Source organism: Oribacterium sp. oral taxon 102, from assembly GCF_013394775.1.
In the GTDB taxonomy this organism is placed as follows: Bacteria; Bacillota; Clostridia; order Lachnospirales; family Lachnospiraceae; genus Oribacterium.
The window spans coordinates 1,657,509-1,678,586 of sequence record NZ_JABXYT010000001.1 but is presented as its reverse complement, the minus strand read 5'-3'; the positions used below and the strand labels follow the sequence as shown (position 1 = coordinate 1,678,586).

Below are 21,078 nucleotides of genomic sequence, written 5' to 3'. Positions count from 1 at the left end.
AGATGCAAGACCTTGAGAGCATAGGCGTATCCGCGATTTAGTGGAACGTAGAGCAGGGGATGCAGGAGTCTTCCTGTGCACCGTAGAGAGAAAAGGAGAAAACCTTGAAAAGACTTTTGGCATGCCTTTCGGACTATAAGCTGCAATCGCTGCTGGCACCGCTGTTCAAGTGTCTGGAGGCGTGCTTCGAGCTCCTTGTCCCGGCGGTGATCTCATCGATGATCGACCGGGGTATCGGAGGCGCGCACCGCGATTATGTGCTCCGCATGGGCGCGATGCTTTTCCTGCTCGCGCTGATCGGTCTTGTCTGTTCGATCACGGCACAGTATTTCGCGGCAATGGTGGCGAGCCACAGCGGAAAGCGTCTCAGGGGGGAGCTGTTCCGGCATATCAATACGCTGGGCTATGCGGAGCTGGACGAGCTCGGCGTCTCGACGCTGATTACGCGGATGACGGCGGACATCAATCAGATCGAGAACGGTGTAAATATGCTGCTCCGTCTCTTCATGCGTTCTCCCTTCATTGTCTTCGGCGCGGTCGTCATGGCATTCCGCATCAGCGTGCGCGCCTCCCTCATTTTCCTGCTCACCGTGCCACTCCTGATGGGGATCGTCTTTGGCATCATGCTGCTCACCATGCCGATGTACCGGAATGTGCAGCAGCGTCTCGACCGGGTCATGAAGGCGACAAGGGAGAATCTGCTCGGCGTACGGGTGGTGCGCGCCTTTAATCGGCAGCAGAGCGAGAAAAAGGAGTTTAAGGAGGAGAATGATCTCCTGACTTACCTGCAGGTGCAGGTCGGGAAGCTCTCTGCGCTGCTGAATCCGCTGACCTATGTCGTCATTAACCTGAGCATCGTCGCGCTGCTCCACAGCGGCGCGCGTCTGGTGAATATCGGCGCGCTCACGCAGGGCGGCATCGTTGCGCTCGTAAACTATATGAGTCAGATTCTCGTCGAGCTGATCAAGCTGGCGAACCTCATCATCCTGATGACCCGCGCCTATGCGAGCCTCTCCCGTGTGGATGCGGTATTTACGGTAGAATCGAAGCTGGAGAAGAGCTGCGTGCCGCAGAGGGAGGATGGTGCTCCGTACGGGACCGGTGCCTCCTGCCGCGCGCGCATGTGTACGGAAGGATACGCAGAGACGGCAGCAGGAGCGAGCGGCAGCGGTCAGGCGGTTCCTTACCTTCGCTTCCGAGATGTTTCCTTCCGCTACGGGGAGGGGCAGGGGAATGTGCTTTCCGGCATCAGCCTCTGTGTAGAGAGAGGGCAGACCGTCGGAATCATCGGGGGCACCGGCTCCGGCAAGACGACGCTGATTCAGCTTCTGCCGCGCTTCTATGAACGGACAGAGGGAGAGATCACGCTCGACGGGCAGGACATCCGGAAAATGGACATTCAGGCGCTTCGGCAGCGGATTGGATTGGTGCCGCAGCGCTCGGTGCTCTTTGCCGGGACGCTGCGGGAGAACCTCCGCTGGGGGAGAGAGGATGCGACGGAGGAGGAGATGTTCGGTGCACTCCGGACAGCGCAGGCGTATGATTTCGTCATGGAAAAGGGCGAGGGGCTGGATATGCAGATCACGCAGGAGGGCAGGAACCTCTCCGGCGGGCAGAAGCAGCGGCTCTGCATCGCGAGGGCGCTGGTGCGGAGGCCGGAGATCCTGATTCTGGATGACGCCGCCTCTGCGCTGGACTTCGCAACCGATTACCGGCTTCGCCGGGTGATCCGTGAGGATACCGGAGATACCACGGTTTTCCTCGTCTCCCAGCGCGTCTCGACAGTACGTGCCGCGGAGCAGATCCTCGTACTGGACGACGGAAGGATGGCGGGACTGGGTACGCATCGGGAGCTGTTCGAGTGCTGCGAGGTCTACAGAGAAATCTGTCTCTCTCAGCTTTCCGTAGAGGAAAATAAGGACTAGAGAGGAGGGAAGCCATGGCTAAGGGAAAAATCAGAAAATTTACGAAGAGCGATCGGGAGACAGTGCTTCGCATCCTCCGCTATATCCGGAGCTATCGCGGGCTTGTGCTGCTTTCCGTGCTGCTTGCGGCACTGACCGTCGTCCTGACGCTCTATATTCCGATCCTGACGGGGCGCGCGGTGGACGCGATCCTGGAGAAGGGCGCGGTGGACTTCGCGCGTCTCGCTCCGATCCTCCGCAGCATGATACTGCTGATCCTGCTCACGGCGGCGGCGCAGTGGACGATGAATCATATCAATAATGTCGTGACCTATCATGTCGTAGAGGATATCCGTACCAGAACCTTCAATCATTTGCAGGAGCTTCCGGTCGCCTATCTGGATACGCACCCCTCCGGCGATATCGTGAGCCGTGTGATCGCGGACATCGACCAGTTCTCGCAGGGGCTTCTGATGGGATTTACCCAGCTTTTCACCGGCGTGCTGACGATATTGGAGACCCTCGGCTTCCTCTTCTTTATCGAGTGGAGGGTCGCCGTGCTGGTGGTGCTGCTGACGCCGCTCTCCTTCCTCGTCGCTGCGGTGATCGCGCGGAAGAGCTATCATCTTTTCCGGCAGCAGTCCGAGGCGCGGGGCGCACTGACTGCCTATACCAATGAAATGGTGCAGAACCTGAAGGTGGTGAAGGCGTTCTCACGGGAGAGCGCGTCAGAAGCGCGGTTTTCCTCGCTCAATGCCGAGCTCGCCGGCTTTTCCCGGCGGGCGACCTTCCTGAGCTCCATCGTGAATCCCTCCACCCGCTTCGTCAATGCGGTGGTTTATGCCGCGGTCGGTACAGCGGGCTCTCTTCTCGTCATCGGCGGGGTGATGAGCGTCGGGGAGCTCAGCGCCCTGCTCAGCTATGCGAACCAGTATACGAAGCCCTTCAATGAGATCTCCGGCGTGGTGACCGAGCTGCAGAACGCGCTCGCGAGCGCCTCCCGTGTCTTCGAGCTGCTGGACGAGCCGGCGCTCTGCCCGGACGAGCCGGATGCGGCAGCATTCCCGGCGGCAGAGGGCAGGGTCGATCTGAACCATGTCTTCTTCAGCTATGACAAGACGAAAAAGCTGCTCTGCGATGTGGATGTTCATGTTCGACAGGGAGAGACGGTGGCGATCGTCGGGCCGACCGGCTGCGGCAAATCCACCCTCATCAATTTGCTGATGCGCTTCTACGATCCGGACAGCGGCTCGATCGAGCTCGATGGGCTGGACACCCGGAGGATGAAGCGAGAGAGTCTCCGGGACAGCTTCGGCATGGTGCTGCAGGAGACATGGCTGAAGGCGGCGACGATTCGGGACAATATCGCCTACGGAAGGCCCGAGGCGACGGACGAGGAGGTCATTGCTGCGGCACGGAAGGCACACTGTGACAGCTTCATCCGAAAAATGCCGAAGGGCTACAGAACGGTTCTGGGAGAGGGCGGCGGCAGTCTCTCGCAGGGGCAGAAGCAGCTGCTCTGCATCGCCCGGCTGATGCTGCGGCTTCCGCCGATGCTGATCCTGGATGAAGCGACGAGCTCCATCGATACGCGGACGGAGCTGCATATCCAGCACGCCTTTGACCGGATGATGGAGGGGAGAACCGCCTTTATCGTTGCGCACCGCCTCTCGACGATCCGCAATGCCGACCTGATCCTCGTGATGAAGGATGGCAACATCATTGAGAAGGGCAGCCACGAGACGCTTCTCGCCGCAGGCGGCTTCTACCGCGAGCTGTACAACAGCCAGTTCTATAACAGTGAGAGTGGAGAGTGATTTTTGTTTCTTGTAAAGGCATTTACAGCAGCGCGGCTGCGAATGCGTCTTTGTTGAAGTGGAAATAATAGGTCGGTCTGCCCTGATGACCTGCCCTTCCATGCTCGGAGGGGTCGGCGAGGCGGACGATCCCGAGCTCCAGCAGCTTCGAGAGGATGCGGCTCGCAGAGCGCGGCGTGATGCCGAGCAGCTTCGAGATATTCTGCGAGCTCAGGAGCTGCGCGGCATCCTGCTGGAACATGCTGATGAGCTTCAGGATATTGGTCTCATTGATGCCCTGCACCCGGGCGAATTCCAGTGCCTTCTCATTGGAATAGTTGTAAATCAGCTTTGTCTCCGCAGAGAGCGGACCGGTGACGACGCCCTCCTCGCCGACGAAGAAGGCATCGTTTCTTCCATAGCGGTTCGCCTCCAGCAGTGCATGCTCCGAGAAATAGCGGCTCCGCTCCCGGGAGGAGCCGATGCCTGCGCCGATGCGGAACGGGAAGCTCAGCTTCTTTCGGAAATCCAGCAGGATCGGGCGCAGAAACTCTACGCTGTCCGTATCCTGCGGCACCTGCGCATGCAGCTCGAACTGGTTGAAGCCCTGATCGATCGAGAAATGCAGATGCTTCGCCTTGCGGTAATCGGCGAGGAGCTTGTAGACGGTCGCCTCGCGGTATTCCTGCTCCTCCTGTTCGATCTCCTCCGAGAAGGGGAGACGGATCAGGATATTCAGCTCCTCCTTCTCCTGAATCGTATTCAGCCGAAGCTCGTTCAGCGCGGTACGAATCGACTTGCGGATCATCTCCGCGGAGGGGAAGACGCCGATACAGGGGATATTCAGCGCCTCGAGCCGTTTCAGGTTGTTGATGCTCCTCGTCAGGATCATGTCGATCCGCCCGCTGTCCCAGAGCTCCTTTGCGAAGCCCGTGATATGCCGGTAATCATAGCGGGTATCCGTATAGAAGACCGGACAGCGCTCTGCCGGGAGATACTGCGGCACCTCCATATAATGATTGGTGGCGGTCAGGAAATCGCAGAAGACGCGGTGCAGCGGCGTCTCCGGATGCTCGATCTGGAAATTCAGCAGGATCGAGAGCACATCGATCGGTTCATAGGCGGTGAACGCGCAGGGAATGCGGATATCCGGGAATTTATGCATGATATAGTGGTAGCCCAGTTCTCCGGAGAAGAAGATGACATCGCATTTTTCGCGGCAGTCCTCATAGATATCGTCGATATCGCTCATTTTCCTATATATATATATTTGTAGAACTGGCAGCCGAAGTCCGTCTCGGAAATCACCTCGTCGATGGGCTCGAGGGAGTGATCCGGACTGACGATCGCAACGTGAATCATGGGAACCTCCTGTCGGGATAGGGAAATGACGGCAGCATGGGATCGATCACCCGGCCGCCTGCCGAAAATTTATCACCATAAAAGACGAAAGTCAATTGCCGGAAGCATTGCTTCCTTTGCTGCGCTATGAAATCATGACCGGATAGGAAGAAGTGATAGCGAGAAAGACGGCAGATCAGAATATTTCTAAAAAATTTTTCAAAAAATACTTATAGTTTCGCTTATGCGGACGATATACATAACATAAGACAATAAGGTCTTAAATTTCAAAGCCATGGATTCGGGTATGGCGCCATACCGGAGTCCATCGTCAGGACAGGGAAGTTCTGAGGGGCAAACTTAGGAGGAATTTATGATTATTCAGCACAATATCGCAGCAGTCAACGCGTACAGAAATCTTTCTGTTAACAAGGACAATCTGAGCAAGAACCTCGAGAAGCTGTCTTCCGGCTACCGGATCAACCGTTCCGCAGACGATGCCGCAGGGCTCGCGATCTCCGAGCAGATGCGTTCGAAGATCAACGGACTTGATCAGGCAACCGCCAATGCGAAGGACGCGATCGGCCTGATCCAGACGACAGAGGGCGCTCTGACCGAGACCCATTCCATGCTGCAGAGAATGAAGACGCTGGCAACGCAGGCTGCGAACGGCACCTACAATGATGAGGCTAGATCGGCAATCGGTAAGGAGGTTGCGGCTCTTTCGGAGGAGATCGACAGAATCGCGTCGACGACCGACTACAACGGGATCAAGCCGATTGCTTCCGGCGCTTCCAAAATGCAGATGCAGGTAGGTCCGACTTCAGGAGAGACCTTGGATATTCCGGGAGCGGACATGGGTGTCAGCGCACTCTCCATCAAGTCGCTCGCTGTTTCTAGTGTCAGCGCGGCAAACGGATCTATCACCAAGATCGAAACGGCGATCAATAAGGTTTCCGAGCACAGAGCTTCGCTCGGTGCCGCACAGAACCGTCTGGAGCACACGATCAACAACCTGAAGACCACCAGCGAGAACATGACCGCTGCCGAGGCACGCATCCGTGATACGGATATGGCGAAGGAGATCGCATCCTACACCAAGAACAACATCCTCAACCAGGCAGCGCAGGCTATGCTCGCACAGGCTAACCAGCAGCCGCAGGGAGTGCTGTCTCTTCTCCAGTAATTTCTACGGAAAAATACAGATATTGCATTCTCAAGCTGTCTTCGAGCTTTCTCGGAGACAGCTTTTCTGAGATATAGAGGGAAAGGGTATACGGGATGAATTTTCCAGAGACATACTTTGATGATGAGGTTCGGGAGGGCTTTTATGTCCCGGGGCTGATGAAGCGCTGCTGGGCAAGCGGGCTCCAGCTCTTAGAGGAGCTGGACAGGATCTGCCGGAAGCACGGGCTCCGCTGGACGATCGCCTACGGCACCCTGCTCGGCGCGGTGCGGCACAGGGGCTTCATCCCATGGGATGACGATATCGATGTCTTCCTGCTCCGGGAGGATTACGAGAAGCTGCGGGAGGTAATTGGGCAGGAGCTTCCGGCGGAGCTGGCTTTCGTGGAGGGAGAGAAGGATACGGAGCATTTCGGGCAGGTTTCTGCGATCGGGATGTCGACGCACCCGATCCTGAAGGGGAGGCTCTGCTTACAGAAGTATCACAACTTCCCGTTTGCAGCCGGCATGGACATTTTCGTCCTGGATATTCTCGCGGAGAACGAAGAGGAGGAACAGCTTCGGGGGGCGGAGCTGGGTCTACTGTATTCTCTTCAATTGGAGACATGCAAGAAGGATACGGAGAGCGAAGCCTTCCAGGAGACATTGAAGAGGGCAGAGGCTGCGCTGGAAATGCGATTCTCGCCGGATCGGGACCTGAAGGAGCAGATTATCGAGGAGCAGGTGAAGCGCAATCTCCGCTTTCAGGACAGCGGCTCTCCCTACTGCAGCTATATGGGGATTTATATTTTTGATGGAAGACCGATAGAGCGGTATCAGAGAAGCTGGTTTGAAAATCCGGTATACCTGCCCTTTGAAAATACAGAGCTGCCTGCGCCGTCCGGCTATCTGGAGATGCTGGAGCTGAATTACGGATCGGATTATATGACGCCGCAGCGCGGTACGGCGTCACATAACTATCCCTTTTATCAGGAGCACATGAAGAAGCTGGAGAAGAGCTTCGATAAGACATGGCTGTTCCGCTACCGTTTCTCCCCGGATGCTTTACTTCATGAGAAGCTTCCGCCGCTGCGGGAGCTCTGCTTCGGCGCGTTCGCACAGTTGCGTTCGCTCGTGCAGGGAATCACGGGGGAAATGGTGCAGGCAGAGCCGGCGCTTGGGGACTGCAATGCAGCATTGCAGGATTGCCAGAGCCTCGCGATACAGATCGGAGAGCTGGTCGAGAAGAGATATGGCGCAGAGAGCTGCTCCGTCAAGGCGCTGGAAAGCTGTTGTGAGCAGCTCTATCAGCTGTACTCGCTTCTCAACGGTGCGGAAGAGGGGGATATCGCAGCCGCGCTTCTCTGCGTGCAGTCCGGGCTTGACCGTGCAGAGGAGTGTCTCCGGGAGGAGCTTCGGAAGCTGGTCGTGCTTCTGCCGAGCCGCGCCGCACACTGGGAGTCGCTGCGGAAGCTGTACCGGGAGCTGAAGGAGGACGCGGAATATGATGTGCGGGTGATCCCGATTCCGTATTGCTTCCGGGATGGTTACGGCGCCCTCGGCGCGTTTCGCTGCGAACGGGATGCATTCCCGGAGGATGTGGAGTGTACGGACTATCACCTGTTCGACTTCGGCGCGGCGCGTCCGGACTGCATTGTCCTGAACACGCCCTATGACGGTTGCTCCTTCACGACGAGCGTGGATCCCTTCTTCTACGCGAAGAACATGAAGCGCTTCACGAACTGCCTCGTCTATATTCCGTGGTTTCGGACGGATGAGGTATCGCCGGAGGATCCGACGGCAGTAGAGCAGATGCGGCACTATGTCACGGCACCGGGCGTGGTCGAGTCTGATTATACGCTGGTGCAGTCAGAGGAGATGCGGGAGACCTATGTGAAGCTGCTGGAGGAATTCTCGGGAGAGAAGAAGGCAGACTGGTATGCTAAGATTCTGACAGAGGAGACAGGGCTTCGGACGCTGCTTTCAGAGGACAGACCCTGATGCAGAGCCGACAGCCGATGCAGAGCACTTCGTCGATACAGGGATAGGCGAAGCCCTCTGCATTTTTTTGCATGGAAATAGCGTCTGCAGGGCAGATCGCGGCGCAGGCGCTGCAGCCGCAGCAGTCCTCCTCACAGCGGAAAAGCTCCGGTACTTTATATGATATTGTGTGTGAGTTTGTCATTGGCATCCCCTCAGAGAAGCTCTGTAAAGTCCTTCCGGCTGCAGAAGTCCTCCATCACGCCGCAGATTGCATTGGAAACCTCCTGTGTGATATATTCTGAAGATTTTCCGGTTTTAATCGCCTTTAAAAATGCCACGATTTCATAACGGATTCCTTCTCCGTCCAGCTGATAGAAGTATCTGGCATTATCGGCGGGATTCTCATAGCGCACCTCGAAATAGTCCGTCTTCCACCATGGAGCGGGGACGTAAATATACGCCTTCGTGCCCGAAACGATCAGCTCACCCTCGGATTTTACGCCCTTGCCGACCTTGACAGAGGCAACGGCGTCTGCGTAGAGGAAATCGATCTTTGTGAAGCTGTCGAAGGCGTCTCTGCCCGGCAGCAATCTGGAAACGATGCTTTTTTTTCGATACGCAGTCCCAAGCAGCTGGAAGACCGGAAGCAGAACCGTAGGCCCCCATGAGGCAAGACTGTTCCATGCCTGTGAAGCCGAGGTGCCCATGATCGGTCTTAGGCTCGTGGCAGTCGCCTCGACAGAGGTAATCTGTCCGAGCTTCCCGGACTGCGCGAGCAGCAGGAGACGGGAATAGGCGGTGGAGTAGGCAGTCTTGATAGCGTCCATCAGAATGCAGCCCTTTTCCTTCGCAAGCCTCTGCAGCTCCTGTTTCTGTGCGCGGGAAAGCGTGACAGGGGATTCACACAGGACATGCTTCCCCCTGGAGAGCGCTTCGCGGCTCTGCGCATAGTGCAGAGCCGGAGGAGAGATGATGTATACCGCGTCCGAGCAGTCCAGAAGCGCTTCATAGGAGCCTGTGCCGCGTGGAGCGGCGAGCAGCGGGCTCTTCGGATAGATTCCGCTTAATTCCAGCCCGTTAACGAAGGAGCATTCCCTGATAAACTTGGGAATGACGAAGGAATCTCCTGCGATGCCCAGACGGAGTCTGCTGTTCACTGTCCGGATCGAAGAGCTGGAGATGCCGGTGGTTCGTTCGAGATAGATCACCTCGCAATACTCCTCCAGATAGTCGAACTTCCCCCGCCAATCGGAGCCGATCGTGAATATGTCTATATCATAGCGTTTGATGTCATCGAGCTTCTGCCCTTCATATTCTTCGATGATGATCTCATCTGCGAGCCCTGTCGCGCGTACCCCCTCCACTCGCTCCATGAGAGACTGATGGACATTGATTTTGCCGCGGGATTTATCGAAGTCCTCCGAGGTCACGCCGACGATCAGATAGTCGCCCAGCTGCTTTGCGCGCTCCAGCAGGCGCAGGTGCCCGTAATGCAGGAGATCGAAGGTTCCGTAGGTGATAACCTTTGTCATAGAATCCCCCTTCTTTGCAGATCTTTCAATGAAGCAACCAAAGCAGCATTGTCATCTTTGCTGAGATTCCCGAGATGTCCCACCCTGAAAATATGATCCTGCAGCTCTCCGCCATTGGGACAGACCCAGATCCCGTATTCATCCTTTAGAACCGTGAATATCGTGTACGCATTGCCGTAGCGCGGATGAAGCGCAGTGACGCCGTTGGCGGGCGCTTCTGCGAATGGCTCCAGCGGCAGCTCTCTGATCCGTGTACGGAAGTCCTCCGCCAGAGCGGCGACTCTGTCAAGCTCCGCTTCGATTCCCCCCAGCGCTTCGATTTCCAGAAGCCGGGCATGAATCTGGAGCAGCGTGCCGACTGCCGGGGTAAAGGGCGTCTGTCCGCGCGCCGCATCCCGAAGGGCGGCGCGGAGATCAAAATACATGCTTTTTACGCGCTGCCCTTCGACACGGCATAGACCGGCGCGATCCAGCACAATGACGGAGATCCCGGGAGGACAGGCGAGCGCCTTCTGTGCGCTGCTGATCATAACATTTGCGCCGCAGGCTGCCATATCGAAGTCATCCGCCAGGAAAGAGGAAACGCAGTCGCAGACATAGAAGAGCCGGTTTTTCCGGCAGAATTCCCCGAGCATGGCGGCGTCATAGAGCACCCCGGTGGAGGTTTCATCGATATTGACGAGCAGCCCCGTGAAGTCCCGTCCGTCATAGGAATAAAGCAGCTCCTCTGACAGCGCCTGTCCGGGGGCGAGCTGCAGCGGCTCGAAGGGAATCTCGTGAATCCGGCACAGCTCTGCGAATCTGTGTCCGAAGCTGCCGCCGTCGATGACAAGCAGCTTATCTGTCTGGTCGAAGCAGTTCATCACGACCGCCTCCATGGAGCCGGTGCCGGAGCAGGTCAGGAATACCGCCCGGGAGCCCTCAGGCGCTCTGGAGTAGCGCAGGATGAGATTCTCGTTCTCTTTCATAACGGAAGAGAATTCCGGCGTTCTGAAATAGGGAATCTGTTCCGCGCCGATTTGCCGGACAAGCTCGGAGGACATGACCGGACCAACTGTGAAATTAAGCATTTTTTACGCGATCCCCCTTTCTGAATAGCCTGTTCTTCAAATACCAGACGTTGATCTTCTGCTGGTTGCCCCAGATATACTTTTGCCAGAGCAGCCTGAAGCCGGGCTTCTTCGCCCATTTTCTGTTGATTGCCGCATAGCTCATACCGCTCCTCAGATCCTGCATGAAATGCGCCCTGTCAGGATTTCTGTCGATCGGCTTCCGCAGAGGAGACTGATATCTCAATGCTTCTGTGAAGTCCAGTGGATGCCCATAGAGCCTGCTCCGGGCTTTTTTCAGGAGGGAAATCCCCTTCGGGCTGTTTGCTAAGATCAGGGAGGAACCGAAGTTGTTTCCGTACAGCTCGGGGCAGTAGAGATGTACGCCCCAGAGATCTCCCAGTGTAATGTCGGCAGTCCGTTCCTGTCTCGCGAAGGGGCATTCATAGCAGGAGGGTCTGCTCATGAGGTGGTTCAGCCAGATCGACCAGAAGGGATTGAACCAGCGGTCGAGAATGATCTGCTTCGGCTGAGATATCAGCTTGGTGCGCATACTTTGAAAATCCCATTTCCCCTCATGGTGAATTTTGGAGGTGATAACCTTCAGGGCTTCGAAATCCCACTTCCCCCGCCCGAAAAAACGGGCTCCGGTATACCTGTAATCCAGCTGTTCGATCTTCTGGTGATATTTCTGAAACAGAGCGTCCTGATACTTCTCCATGTAGAGCGGACTGGGGACACCCTCGCAGACCACCTCTACGGTGAGAAGAGCGGCAGTATCGGTATGACTGAGACGGAGAAACTGCCTTAGTCCTGCGACCTGACAGGGCGTACCGGAGAAGAGGACCTTTTTTCCTGCCTCTAAGAAGGTCTTGCAGTCACGGTAGCAGCTTCCCATCCTGCTCTGCGAGTACTTCGACTTTCGGAAGCGCTGCAGCTCTCCCTTGTTCGAGATAAAGCTGTGGAAGACAGTAAGCCCCTTCGCTTCTGCGCCGAATATGATATAGTTTTCATCGCAGAAGGTCTCCGCGATAGCAGTGAAAGCGCCTCCGGAGGTGCTTTCGTATCGCAGCAGAGGATCTCGGTGATACCCGCCGAAAACATATTTTTTTTCAGTATGAAACAGGTTCAAGCCTTCTACCTCTGAAATATTTCAAGCTCTTTACGCAGGAAGCGGAGAGAGAGAATTCTCGACGTGCGGATTCTCTGAGAAACGGCTTCGTAGTCGATTTGCGGAGCCGGCTTCTCGCTGCCTGTGCGGCAGCTCCGATCCGAAAGCCCGAGAAGGCGGAGCAGCTCTGTGATTTTGTTGCAGCACTGTTCTCTGTGAAAAACTGTGAAGGGCTTCTGATACAGCACTGCGAATATCATGCCGTGATAGGAGTTGGTGACGACGTATTCCGCATTTTTTACGAGGGAAAGAAATTCCTCGACACCCGCACGGTACAGCATACGATGTCCCTTTCCCGCATTGTCATAGCGCAGGCTGATCTCTGCCAGCTTCCATCCGTTTTTCGCAGCCAGCGTCTCGGCATAGCGTTCCATCTCGGGATTGTGCTGTCTGGAATAGTACAGGAGATACTGCTCCGGCTCGAGACGCTCCGATGCCGCCAGCTCGTCATATTTTTCCGCAGAAAACAGGAGAGTAGGATCGAGAACTCTCTGCACCGGGACAGTGCAGTGCGCGCGCACATAAGGGAGCAAATGCGCCTCACGCAGCCCGAGAAAACGGAAGTTTTGCAGCCTTTTCTCGAGAATGCCGAGGGCTTCCTCTGATAGGGTAGGGTCTCCGAAGCTTGCGGCGTAGGCAACCGCATTTCCGCGCATGGAAGGAAAGTTAGCATAATATCCGTCGTCAAAACCGAATTCATCCATGCAGAAAATCGTATCGCTCCCGCAGAGAAAACCGTCCAGCCTCTCATCCGAAACGACCGAATCGAAATTTGCCGCAATATATTTTTTCTTCGTTCTTTCGAAGCGTTCCGTATAGAAGCACTCGAATTTACGGTAGTTTTCCCGAATGTCGGGCAGGGAGAGCTCGCACATCCTCCTCGATTCCGCATCCCACATCTTTGTCATCGGCTGCAGGGGATCCATATCCTTCAGCGCCTCCGGGCAGTAGTCAACCAGCACCGGAGAGAAGCCGGGAATGGCTTTGACCGCCTGATGCAGAGCCCATGACTGGAGCGCGGAGCCGTAGTTCGTGAAATTTCCGTATATATTATAAGAAACGATGCCGATCCTCTTCATCCTGCGGGCAAGCCCTTTCTCTGTGCAAAATAAAACTCTTTTAAATGACACTATTTCTACATTGGATAACTATAATGTGCCGAAGGCACAACTGTCAAATAAAACTATCGTTTTTTCGGATACCCGCGTTTCCCTAGTTACAGAATTGTCAAAATATGCTATACTTCCTAGAATCAGAACAGAATGAGCATGGGAGGAATGGAAATGGCAGACTTAGAACGATGTCTGAATGGAATAGAGGAGGGCAGCAGGGAGTCGAAGAATTTCATTGAGCAGCTGATCGACGAGGATCTCAGGGAGGGCGTATACGACCATGTACAGACCCGTTTCCCGCCGGAGCCGAACGGCTACCTGCATATCGGCCACGCGAAGTCGATCCTGCTGAATTCCGGCATTGCCAGAGAGTATGGAGGCAAGTTCAATCTGCGCTTCGACGATACCAACCCGATGAAGGAGAAGACGGAGTTTGTCGATTCCATCCGGCGCGATGTACAGTGGCTCGGTGCGGACTTCGGGGATCGGATGTTTTTCGCCTCCGACTATTTCGATGTGATGTATGAGAAGGCGATGCTTCTGATCCGAAAGGGAAAGGCGTTTGTGGACGAGCTTTCCGCTGACGAGATCCGGGCGTACCGCGGCGATTTCACGACGCCGGGCAGGGAGAGCCCGCATCGGAACCGCCCCATAGAGGAGAACCTCCGGCTCTTCACAGAGATGCGCGAGGGGAAGTTCCGGGACGGCGAGCGCACGCTCCGTGCAAAGATCGATATGGCGAGCCCGAACATCAATATGCGCGACCCGATCCTCTACCGTGTGGCGCACATTATCCATCATAATACCGGAGACAAGTGGTGCATCTATCCGATGTATGACTTCGCGCACCCGATCGAGGATGCGGTTGAGGGTATTACGCATTCCCTCTGTACGCTGGAGTTCGAGGATCACAGACCGCTCTATGACTGGGTGGTTCGGGAATGTGAGTTCCCACATCCGCCGCGGCAGATCGAGTTCGCGAAGCTCTATCTGACCAATGTCGTAACCGGCAAGCGCTATATCAAGAAGCTGGTGGAGGAGGGTACGGTAGACGGCTGGGACGATCCGAGACTGGTTACGATCGCCGCGCTTCGCCGCCGCGGCTACACGCCGGAGTCCCTGCAGCAGTTTGTGAGGCTTTCCGGCATCTCGAAGGCGAATTCCTCCAGCGATTATTCTCTTCTGGAGTATTGTATCCGGGAGGATCTGAAGCTGAAGCGGCCGCGTCTCATGGCGGTGCTGGATCCTGTGAAGCTCGTGATCGAGAACTACCCGGAGGGGGAGGGAGAGCTTCTGGAGATTCCGAACAATCTGGAGAATGCGGAGCTCGGCAGCCGACAGGTGCCGTTTTCCCGGGAGCTCTATATCGAGCGGGAGGACTTCATGATTGATCCGCCGAAGAAATACAAGCGCCTCTATCCCGGCAATGAGGTGCGGCTGATGGGCGCGTACTTCGTGACCTGTACGGGCTATGAGACTGATGCCGAGGGCAATGTGACGCTGGTTCGCTGTACCTATGATCCGGAGACGAAGTCGGGCTCCGGCTTCGAGGGGCGCAAGGTCAAGGGCACGATTCACTGGGTGGAGGCGAGAACGGCAGGCAGGGTGGAGGCGCGTCTCTACGAGCAGCTGATCGACGAGGAGAAGGGAAAGCTGAATGAGGACGGTAGTCTGAATTTCAATCCGAATTCCCTGAAGGTCGTACGGAACTGTTGTGTGGAGCCGGAGCTGCTGCGGGCGAGGGCATACGAGAGCTTCCAGTTCGTGCGGAACGGTTATTTCTGTGTGGATTGCAGGGATTCTGCGGAGGGGATGCCGGTCTTCAACCGCATCGTGTCGCTGAAGTCCAGCTTCAAGCTGAAGTAGGGGAAACGCTGATTAAATCGGAAAAAATCAGCGTTTCCCGGGAGCTTCCCTTCGGGGAAGAGATGATAATCAAGGAGGAAAAGCTATGAGCAGGAGAAGAGGATTGGGCGCGCTTCTGGCGCTGTCTGCATTGGTCGGCGCTGCCGCAGGCACAGTTTCGTACCTTTATAAGTACAAGAAATTTTCAGATGCGGTAGACCGGGACTTCACGGATGTGCTGGATTCCGCATCCGAGGTGAAGGACAGCGCGAAGCGCTCGTATACGACGCTCAGGAACTCTCGGACAAGCGAGGACCTGAAGGCTGTGGCGAAGGATCTCGGCTATGCGGCGAAGAATCTCGCAATTGATACGAAGAACCTCGCCGTGGATGCAGGAAGGGATGCCTACCGCGCGGTGAAGGAGAGCCTGGATAGCCGCTTCGCCGGCACGCCGGATGCCGAGGATGAGGATCTCGCAGACGAGGACATCGAGGTGGAGTTCTATCAGGACAGCGCAGAACCGAAGAGGGAAAGCGGAACTGACGAAGCTGCCCGGAAGGACGAGCCTGCATCGGGGAAGGCTGCATTAAAGGAGGAAGCTTCTTCGCCGGAGAAAATCACAGCGGAACCGGAGACGAAGACAGAGAGCGGGGACGGAGAAGCCTGATGGAGAAGATCACGAGCTTCACAATTAACCACCTGCTGCTGGAGCCGGGTGTCTATGTCTCTCGGAGGGATCCGATCGGCGCGGAGACAGTCACGACCTTTGATCTCCGTCTGACAGCGCCGAACCGGGAACCGGTGATGGACAGTGCCGCGCTCCACGCGATAGAGCATCTGGCGGCGACCTATCTCCGGAATGAGCCGGAGTGGGGAGAGCGTGTGCTTTACTTCGGCCCGATGGGCTGCAGGACAGGCTTCTATCTGCTGCTTGCGGGTGCGCTGCATTCTGCTGAGATTGTTCCGCTCCTGATCGGCTGCTTCGAGTTCATCCGGGACTTCGTGGGGGAGATCCCGGGAGCGAGTCCGAGGGACTGCGGGAATTATCTTGATATGAATCTCCCGATGGCGAAATGGTACGCGAGGCGGTATCTGGAGAAGACGCTCTGCGATATTGACAGGCAGCGTCTCATTTATCCGGAATAAACAGGATGTCGGGGCAGCAGGCTGCTTATGGACTTGGGCTTTTCCCCTGATATCACATATAGAGAGGATGGCAGGGGAGAAGCCCTGCCGTCCTCTCGCTATGCAGGGAAATAAGTGATGCGGGGGCTTTTGGGAAGCAGCGATCGGCGCTGCCCTGCCGGATTGCCCTTCGCCGACAGCATTGAGAGAAATGAAATATAGGTCAGAGGAGAGCAATGTGGAAGAAACTACGGAAGCTTCTGAAAAAGCAGCGAGGGGGACTGCTTCGCCTGTTTCTGCTGAGTGTTCTGGTTTTCGCGCTTACCTTCTGCGAGTACCGCTGGCTGGTCGGCAGTGTGGCGGAGATCGCATATTCCGATGCGGTGGAGCTGCAGAAGCAGCAGCTGGAGCGGACGGTGGAGAGCTATATCGGTATGCTGAGAGACCGGGAGAATGCATTCCGGACGCTTTATCCGGAGGAGAGCGAGGAGGCGCTCCGCGGGCGGCTCCTGCGGGAGCTGAAGCGCAGGGCGTACCGCGAGGTCTATGAGGACGATACCTATGTATGGGTGAATGAGATTTTGAACTACGAGGGCGGCGATGGCTTCGCGGTTCGCATCGTTCACCCGGCGCAGAAAAATATGGAGGGGACGCTGCTCTCCACCGAGACGAGGGATGCCTGCGGTAAGCCCTCCAACCTCATCGCGCTGGAGGGCGTAAAGAAGAGCGGTGCACTTTTTCAGGAATGCGATTTCCTGCGCCTGCGCTCCGCGGAGATCGGCAGGAAGCTCATTTACTCCAAGCTTTATGCGGACTATGGCTGGGTGATCTGCATGGGCGTCAATCTGGAAAATATCGACTTCTATGCGGAGGCGGCACGGAGCCGGATCCGCCCGGTGATTTTGCTCGGCACCGCGGGACTGGAGCTGCTGCTGGTATCCGCCTTTGTATACCTGTCCCTGCAGCGGAAAAGGCTGGAGCAGGAGCATTATCTCCGGGAGCAGAAGCTGCTTACGGATGAGCTGAATCTGGATCATCTGACCGGCGCCGGCTCCCGCAGATATGGGGAGATGCTGCTGCGGGGGCGGACGGAACACAGGAAGCCCGGGGAGAATGCGGTGATTGTAATGGTGGCGGATATCGACCGCTTCAAGACGGTAAATGATCTCTATGGGCATGAGGCAGGAGATGCAGCGCTCTGTGCGTTCGTGAAGGCGGTGAAGAGCGTGATCCGGACGACGGATACGATCAGCCGCTTTGGAGGAGACGAATTTGTCGGGATCTTCACCGGCAGCAGAACGGAGGGCATCGGGCGGATCGGTGACAAGATCCTCGCGGCAGTTCGCGATATCGAGGTCAGCGCGAAGGGGCAGCGCTTCCGCATTACCTGCTCGATTGGCTTCACGGCGCTTCGGCAGGGGGAGAAGGACTATGAAGAACTGCTGAAGCGTGCAGACACGGCGCTGTATCAGGCGAAGGAACGCGGCAGAGACAGGTATGAGATCCTGCTGTGAAGAGGTCATTCGTGTTCATTAAGTACCGGCGTTCTGCACGCTTTTACGGGCATCACGCCCATGGCACGTGCGCCATGAATCAATCAGCCTTTCCTTAGAGCTTAGAGCTTGGATAGCATTCATATGAAGTATGATGTCAATCGATCGATTGATGATGCTATTTGGCTGAATGAGGATGGTATCATTCGGCTGCGGAGGATGCCGGTCGGACTTCTGATGCTTGGCGGAGAGAGGAGCACAAAGGTGGAGCCGGATAAGGAAGCGGTGGACTTCTGACGCTTGGCGGAGGGAAAGGAAAAAGAAGCGATGGATGCGGAAAAGCTGCTGGAGATTCTCAGGGTGGCAGGGAAGCTTCGGGAGAATACCCGGCATAACTGGATCACGGCGGAACGGCAGGAGAGTGTCGCAGATCACAGCTATCGGATTTCGCTGCTGGCGATGCTGCTTTCGGGGGAGGAAGAATTTCGGGGATACGACATGAATCGTGTGATCCGGATGTGCCTGATCCATGACCTCGGTGAAGCGTTTACCGGGGACATCCCCACCTTTAACAAGACGGAGGAGGATGCGGAGAAGGAAGCGTCTGTCATGGAGCGTTGGGTGGGGGATTTTCCGGAGCCGCAGCGCACGGAATGGCGCGCGCTGCTCTCGGAGATGGGGAAGCTCTCGAGCAGGGAGGCGAAGCTCTACAAGGCGCTGGATCGTCTGGAGGCAGTGATCTCCCATAATGAGGCGGATATCCGCAGCTGGCTGCCGCTGGAGTACGAGCTTCAGAAGCGCTACGGCGAAGAGGATGTGCAGTTTTCCCCCTATCTTCGACGCTTAAAGGCCGCAATCGACGCATGGACGGATCGGAAGATCCGGGAGGAAGCGTGACCGGAGCTTTCGGCTGCTGTGATTGTCGCCCCCTTCTCAATCACTGCATCGAATTCGTTTGCTTATCTGATCGGAGCTTTCAGTTTCCATGATTGTCGATCAGCATCATATTCAGCTTTTTCCAGCGGTTTACATCCTTCGTGGTGATCATCAGCTGCTGCCGCAGCGCTCTGTCCGCCTCCTGCGGGGAGAGCGTGACGAGGCATTTGAAGGCGCAGGGCATGAAGTCGGCGCTGGAAATGCCGCAGAGCAAACCCTCGGAGTAGTCCCTTAGCTCCAGCGGGTTGAAGATATAGAGCAGGTCCTCCTCGAGGGGGTTGAGCTGATTCACGAAGGAGAAGCGGATCAGCATATCGCTGTAGGTGACGCTGCCGCTGTAGAGGCTTTCACTGCTTCTGCCGCTCCCTGTGATGCTGCTGATGGAGAAGCTTGCTTCCGTGCTGCCCGGTTTGGTTCTGGAGGGGAAGATGTCGATGATGCCGTCCTTCAGCCGCCGGTATCTGCCGTCATAAAAATAAAAGTAGAGCCGCTTCGCCTCATAGAAGGGGCTTTTCCGGCCGGAAAGGGGCAGGGGCTTTGCAACCGGCGGCTTTTCCTGCGGGGGCATGAGGTCGGTCAGCTGGCAGAGCTCGACATGGAGCGCCCTGCTGATCTCGTACAGCGTCTCGACATCCAGCACGACCTCTCCGTTTTCATACTTGCTGACGCTGGCGCGGCTCTTGTGAATGCGCGCGGCGAGCTCCTGCAGGCTCATTCCCTGTACCCTCCGGTACATTCTGATGCGGCTTCCGATATGTTGACTCAGCTCCTTCATTCATCCTCCCGGCTCTTTCATTTATTCTCTCGTATCGCTTGCGCGCGATCCTTGGCGTACTTATCATAATACTATCCTTTTTTGCCTCTTTCTGCGAAAAATCCAAAGAGAACGCTTCGAAATACAGATATATTCTAATATGATGAAACAAAAAGCACAATATATTTCAGGAAATGAAACCATCATAATTTGCAGGAAACGGAAATATCTGTTAGGATAGGCTCTCGAATCAATGATCGGAGGGGGAAGGATGAACGAAAAAAAAAGCAGCTTCAGCGGACAGCTGGGCTTCGTGATGGCGGCGGCGGGCAGCGCGGTGGGGGTAGGGAATCTCTGGCGCTTTCCCTATCTTGCGGCGAAGGATGGAGGGGGACTCTTCATTCTGATCTATCTTCTGCTGGTCGTGAGCTTCGGCTTCACGCTGCTGACCTCCGATCTCGCCATTGGCAGACGGACGAAGAAAAGTGCGATTCGCGCCTATGCCGCCATGGTGCCGGAGTGGCGCTTCCTCGGCATTCTGACCTTTCTAGTGCCGGTGCTGATCATGACCTACTATGCGGTGATCGGCGGCTGGATCAGCCGTTATATCGTGGTATACCTCGCAGGGGAGGGGAGAGCGGCGGCAGACAGCGGATTCTTCGGCAGCTTCCTCAGTTCCCCGACGGCATCACTTTTTTTCGCACTTCTGTTCATGGCGCTGACCTCGTGGATTGTGTACTTTGGCGTAGAGGGAGGGATTGAACGGGTTTCCCGCTTCTGTATGCCGCTGCTGCTCCTGATGGTGCTCGGCATCGCGCTTTTCGTGCTTTCCCTCCGCACTGCGGCGGAGGACGGCAGTGTGCGAACCGGTTTTTCGGGACTTTTGCAGTACCTGCGTCCGAATCTTGCCGGACTGACGCTGCCGCGTTTCCTGCAGATTCTGCTGGATGCGATGAGCCAGCTCTTTTTCTCCCTGAGCGTCTCCATGGGAATCATGATTACCTACGGTTCCTATGTGAAGCCGGAGGTGAATCTGGGACATTCTGTTCTCCAGATCGAGCTCTTCGATACTGTGGTAGCGCTTCTGGCAGGCGCGATGATTATTCCGGCGATCTATGTATTTTCCGGGACGGAGGGAATGGGGGCGGGTCCCTCTCTGATGTTCGTTTCCCTCCCGAAGGTTTTCTATGCCATGGGGCGGGCAGGGACGCTGATCGGACTGCTGTTCTTCCTGATGGCGGCGCTTGCGACACTGACCTCCTGCATCTCTGTGCTGGAGTCCATTACGGCAAACTGCATGGAGCTTTTTCACAGCGGCAGGAAAAGGACGACGCTTGTACTGACCGGAATCTATATGGCGGCAAGCGCCGTCATTGCGCTCGGCTACAGCGTTTTCTATGTAGAAGTGAAGCTGCCGAACGGTTCTGTCGGGCAGCTTCTGGATATCATGGACTATATCAGCAACAGTGTTATGATGCCCTTCATCTCGCTCCTGTCCTGCATTCTGATCGGCTGGGTCGTCGGGCCGCAGTGGATTATCCGGGAAATGGAGTCCAGCGGGCATCCTTTCGGGAGGAAAAGGCTCTACGCGGCGATGATCCGCTACGTCGCGCCGTTCATCATGCTCATCCTTTTCCTGAAATCTATTGTATAAGTCCCCCGTCAGGCGCCGGAATGGACGCCATGCTTGCATGAGCGGACATTCCGGCATCTGACGGGACAACAGCTATGAGCAAAAAAGCGCCGCGAACGAAGAGAGCGGCGCGATTTGAGAATAGCTGTTGGCGATGCGAGAGCTTCGAAGAAGCGGAGCAGCGCGCAGGACTTACAGGCTTGGCAGTGCCGAAGTTTTCGGCATGGGAGTATATTGCAG

Annotated in this window: 18 protein-coding genes; 11 read left to right on the top strand and 7 right to left on the bottom strand. The window is 56.2% G+C overall.

Annotated elements, in window-relative coordinates:
- The first annotated feature begins 104 nt into the window (after positions 1–104).
- Both HW273_RS07585 and HW273_RS07580 read left to right on the top strand, forming a co-directional pair.
- Complete coding sequence (locus HW273_RS07585; protein ID WP_179011198.1) at positions 105–1,925, top strand: ABC transporter ATP-binding protein; 1,821 nt, start codon at positions 105–107, stop codon at positions 1,923–1,925.
- 14 nt (positions 1,926–1,939) lie between these two features.
- Positions 1,940–3,721 carry an ABC transporter ATP-binding protein gene (locus HW273_RS07580; protein ID WP_179011197.1) on the top strand — a complete coding sequence of 594 codons (1,782 nt, stop codon included), beginning with the start codon at positions 1,940–1,942 and terminating at the stop codon, positions 3,719–3,721.
- A 22-nt stretch (positions 3,722–3,743) separates the two neighbouring features.
- Here HW273_RS07580 and HW273_RS07575 read toward each other — a convergent pair whose 3' ends face one another.
- On the bottom strand, positions 3,744–4,952 hold the full coding sequence (locus tag HW273_RS07575) for a MarR family transcriptional regulator (RefSeq protein ID WP_243206768.1): 1,209 nt from the start codon (positions 4,950–4,952) through the stop codon (positions 3,744–3,746).
- A 462-nt stretch (positions 4,953–5,414) separates the two neighbouring features.
- On the opposite strand from HW273_RS07575, the gene HW273_RS07570 reads away from it, so the two are divergent.
- Positions 5,415–6,227, top strand: coding sequence for a flagellin N-terminal helical domain-containing protein (locus HW273_RS07570; RefSeq protein ID WP_179011196.1), 813 nt, complete (start codon positions 5,415–5,417; stop codon positions 6,225–6,227).
- Positions 6,228–6,322: 95 nt separating this feature from the next.
- Positions 6,323–8,206, top strand: a complete 1,884-nt coding sequence (locus tag HW273_RS07565; RefSeq protein WP_179011195.1) for a LicD family protein — start codon at positions 6,323–6,325, stop codon at positions 8,204–8,206.
- Here HW273_RS07565 and HW273_RS11855 read toward each other — a convergent pair.
- From HW273_RS11855 to HW273_RS07540, 5 genes are all read right to left on the bottom strand, one after another.
- Entirely contained in the window at positions 8,148–8,279 is a 132-nt protein-coding gene (locus HW273_RS11855) for a 4Fe-4S binding protein (RefSeq protein ID WP_243206839.1), read from the bottom strand. The genes HW273_RS07565 and HW273_RS11855 overlap by 59 nt on opposite strands.
- A 121-nt stretch (positions 8,280–8,400) precedes the next feature.
- Positions 8,401–9,720: an adenylyltransferase/cytidyltransferase family protein gene (locus tag HW273_RS07555; protein WP_179011194.1), complete on the bottom strand. Its 1,320-nt coding sequence runs from the start codon at positions 9,718–9,720 to the stop codon at positions 8,401–8,403.
- On the bottom strand, positions 9,717–10,790 hold the full coding sequence (locus HW273_RS07550; RefSeq protein WP_179011193.1) for a pyridoxal-phosphate-dependent aminotransferase family protein: 1,074 nt from the start codon (positions 10,788–10,790) through the stop codon (positions 9,717–9,719). Before HW273_RS07550 ends, HW273_RS07555 begins: the two co-directional genes overlap by 4 nt.
- Entirely contained in the window at positions 10,783–11,901 is a 1,119-nt protein-coding gene (locus tag HW273_RS07545) for a Coenzyme F420 hydrogenase/dehydrogenase, beta subunit C-terminal domain (RefSeq protein WP_207718934.1), read from the bottom strand. Before HW273_RS07545 ends, HW273_RS07550 begins: the two co-directional genes overlap by 8 nt.
- A gap of 5 nt (positions 11,902–11,906) precedes the next feature.
- Positions 11,907–13,019, bottom strand: a complete 1,113-nt coding sequence (locus tag HW273_RS07540; protein ID WP_179011192.1) for a polysaccharide pyruvyl transferase family protein — start codon at positions 13,017–13,019, stop codon at positions 11,907–11,909.
- A 204-nt stretch (positions 13,020–13,223) separates the two neighbouring features.
- Between HW273_RS07540 and HW273_RS07535 the strand changes: the two genes are divergently transcribed.
- From HW273_RS07535 to HW273_RS07510, 6 genes are all read left to right on the top strand, one after another.
- Positions 13,224–14,918 (top strand): glutamine--tRNA ligase/YqeY domain fusion protein, encoded by a 1,695-nt coding sequence (locus HW273_RS07535; RefSeq protein ID WP_179011191.1) that lies wholly within the window; start codon positions 13,224–13,226, stop codon positions 14,916–14,918.
- Positions 14,919–15,003: 85 nt separating this feature from the next.
- Positions 15,004–15,564, top strand: a complete 561-nt coding sequence (locus tag HW273_RS07530) for a hypothetical protein (protein ID WP_179011190.1) — start codon at positions 15,004–15,006, stop codon at positions 15,562–15,564.
- On the top strand, positions 15,564–16,043 hold the full coding sequence (locus HW273_RS07525) for an S-ribosylhomocysteine lyase (protein WP_179011189.1): 480 nt from the start codon (positions 15,564–15,566) through the stop codon (positions 16,041–16,043). The genes HW273_RS07530 and HW273_RS07525 overlap by 1 nt, the downstream gene beginning before the upstream one ends.
- A gap of 215 nt (positions 16,044–16,258) precedes the next feature.
- Positions 16,259–17,536 carry a sensor domain-containing diguanylate cyclase gene (locus HW273_RS07520; protein WP_179011188.1) on the top strand — a complete coding sequence of 426 codons (1,278 nt, stop codon included), beginning with the start codon at positions 16,259–16,261 and terminating at the stop codon, positions 17,534–17,536.
- Between the two features lie 108 nt (positions 17,537–17,644).
- On the top strand, positions 17,645–17,812 hold the full coding sequence (locus tag HW273_RS07515) for a hypothetical protein (RefSeq protein ID WP_179011187.1): 168 nt from the start codon (positions 17,645–17,647) through the stop codon (positions 17,810–17,812).
- 30 nt (positions 17,813–17,842) lie between these two features.
- Positions 17,843–18,412 carry an HD domain-containing protein gene (locus HW273_RS07510; protein ID WP_179011186.1) on the top strand — a complete coding sequence of 190 codons (570 nt, stop codon included), beginning with the start codon at positions 17,843–17,845 and terminating at the stop codon, positions 18,410–18,412.
- Between the two features lie 79 nt (positions 18,413–18,491).
- Here HW273_RS07510 and HW273_RS07505 read toward each other — a convergent pair whose 3' ends face one another.
- Positions 18,492–19,226, bottom strand: a complete 735-nt coding sequence (locus HW273_RS07505; protein WP_179011185.1) for a helix-turn-helix domain-containing protein — start codon at positions 19,224–19,226, stop codon at positions 18,492–18,494.
- Positions 19,227–19,476: 250 nt separating this feature from the next.
- Here HW273_RS07505 and HW273_RS07500 point away from each other — a divergent pair, with 250 nt between their 5' ends.
- Positions 19,477–20,859: a sodium-dependent transporter gene (locus HW273_RS07500; RefSeq protein WP_179011184.1), complete on the top strand. Its 1,383-nt coding sequence runs from the start codon at positions 19,477–19,479 to the stop codon at positions 20,857–20,859.
- The last annotated feature ends 219 nt before the right edge of the window (positions 20,860–21,078 follow it).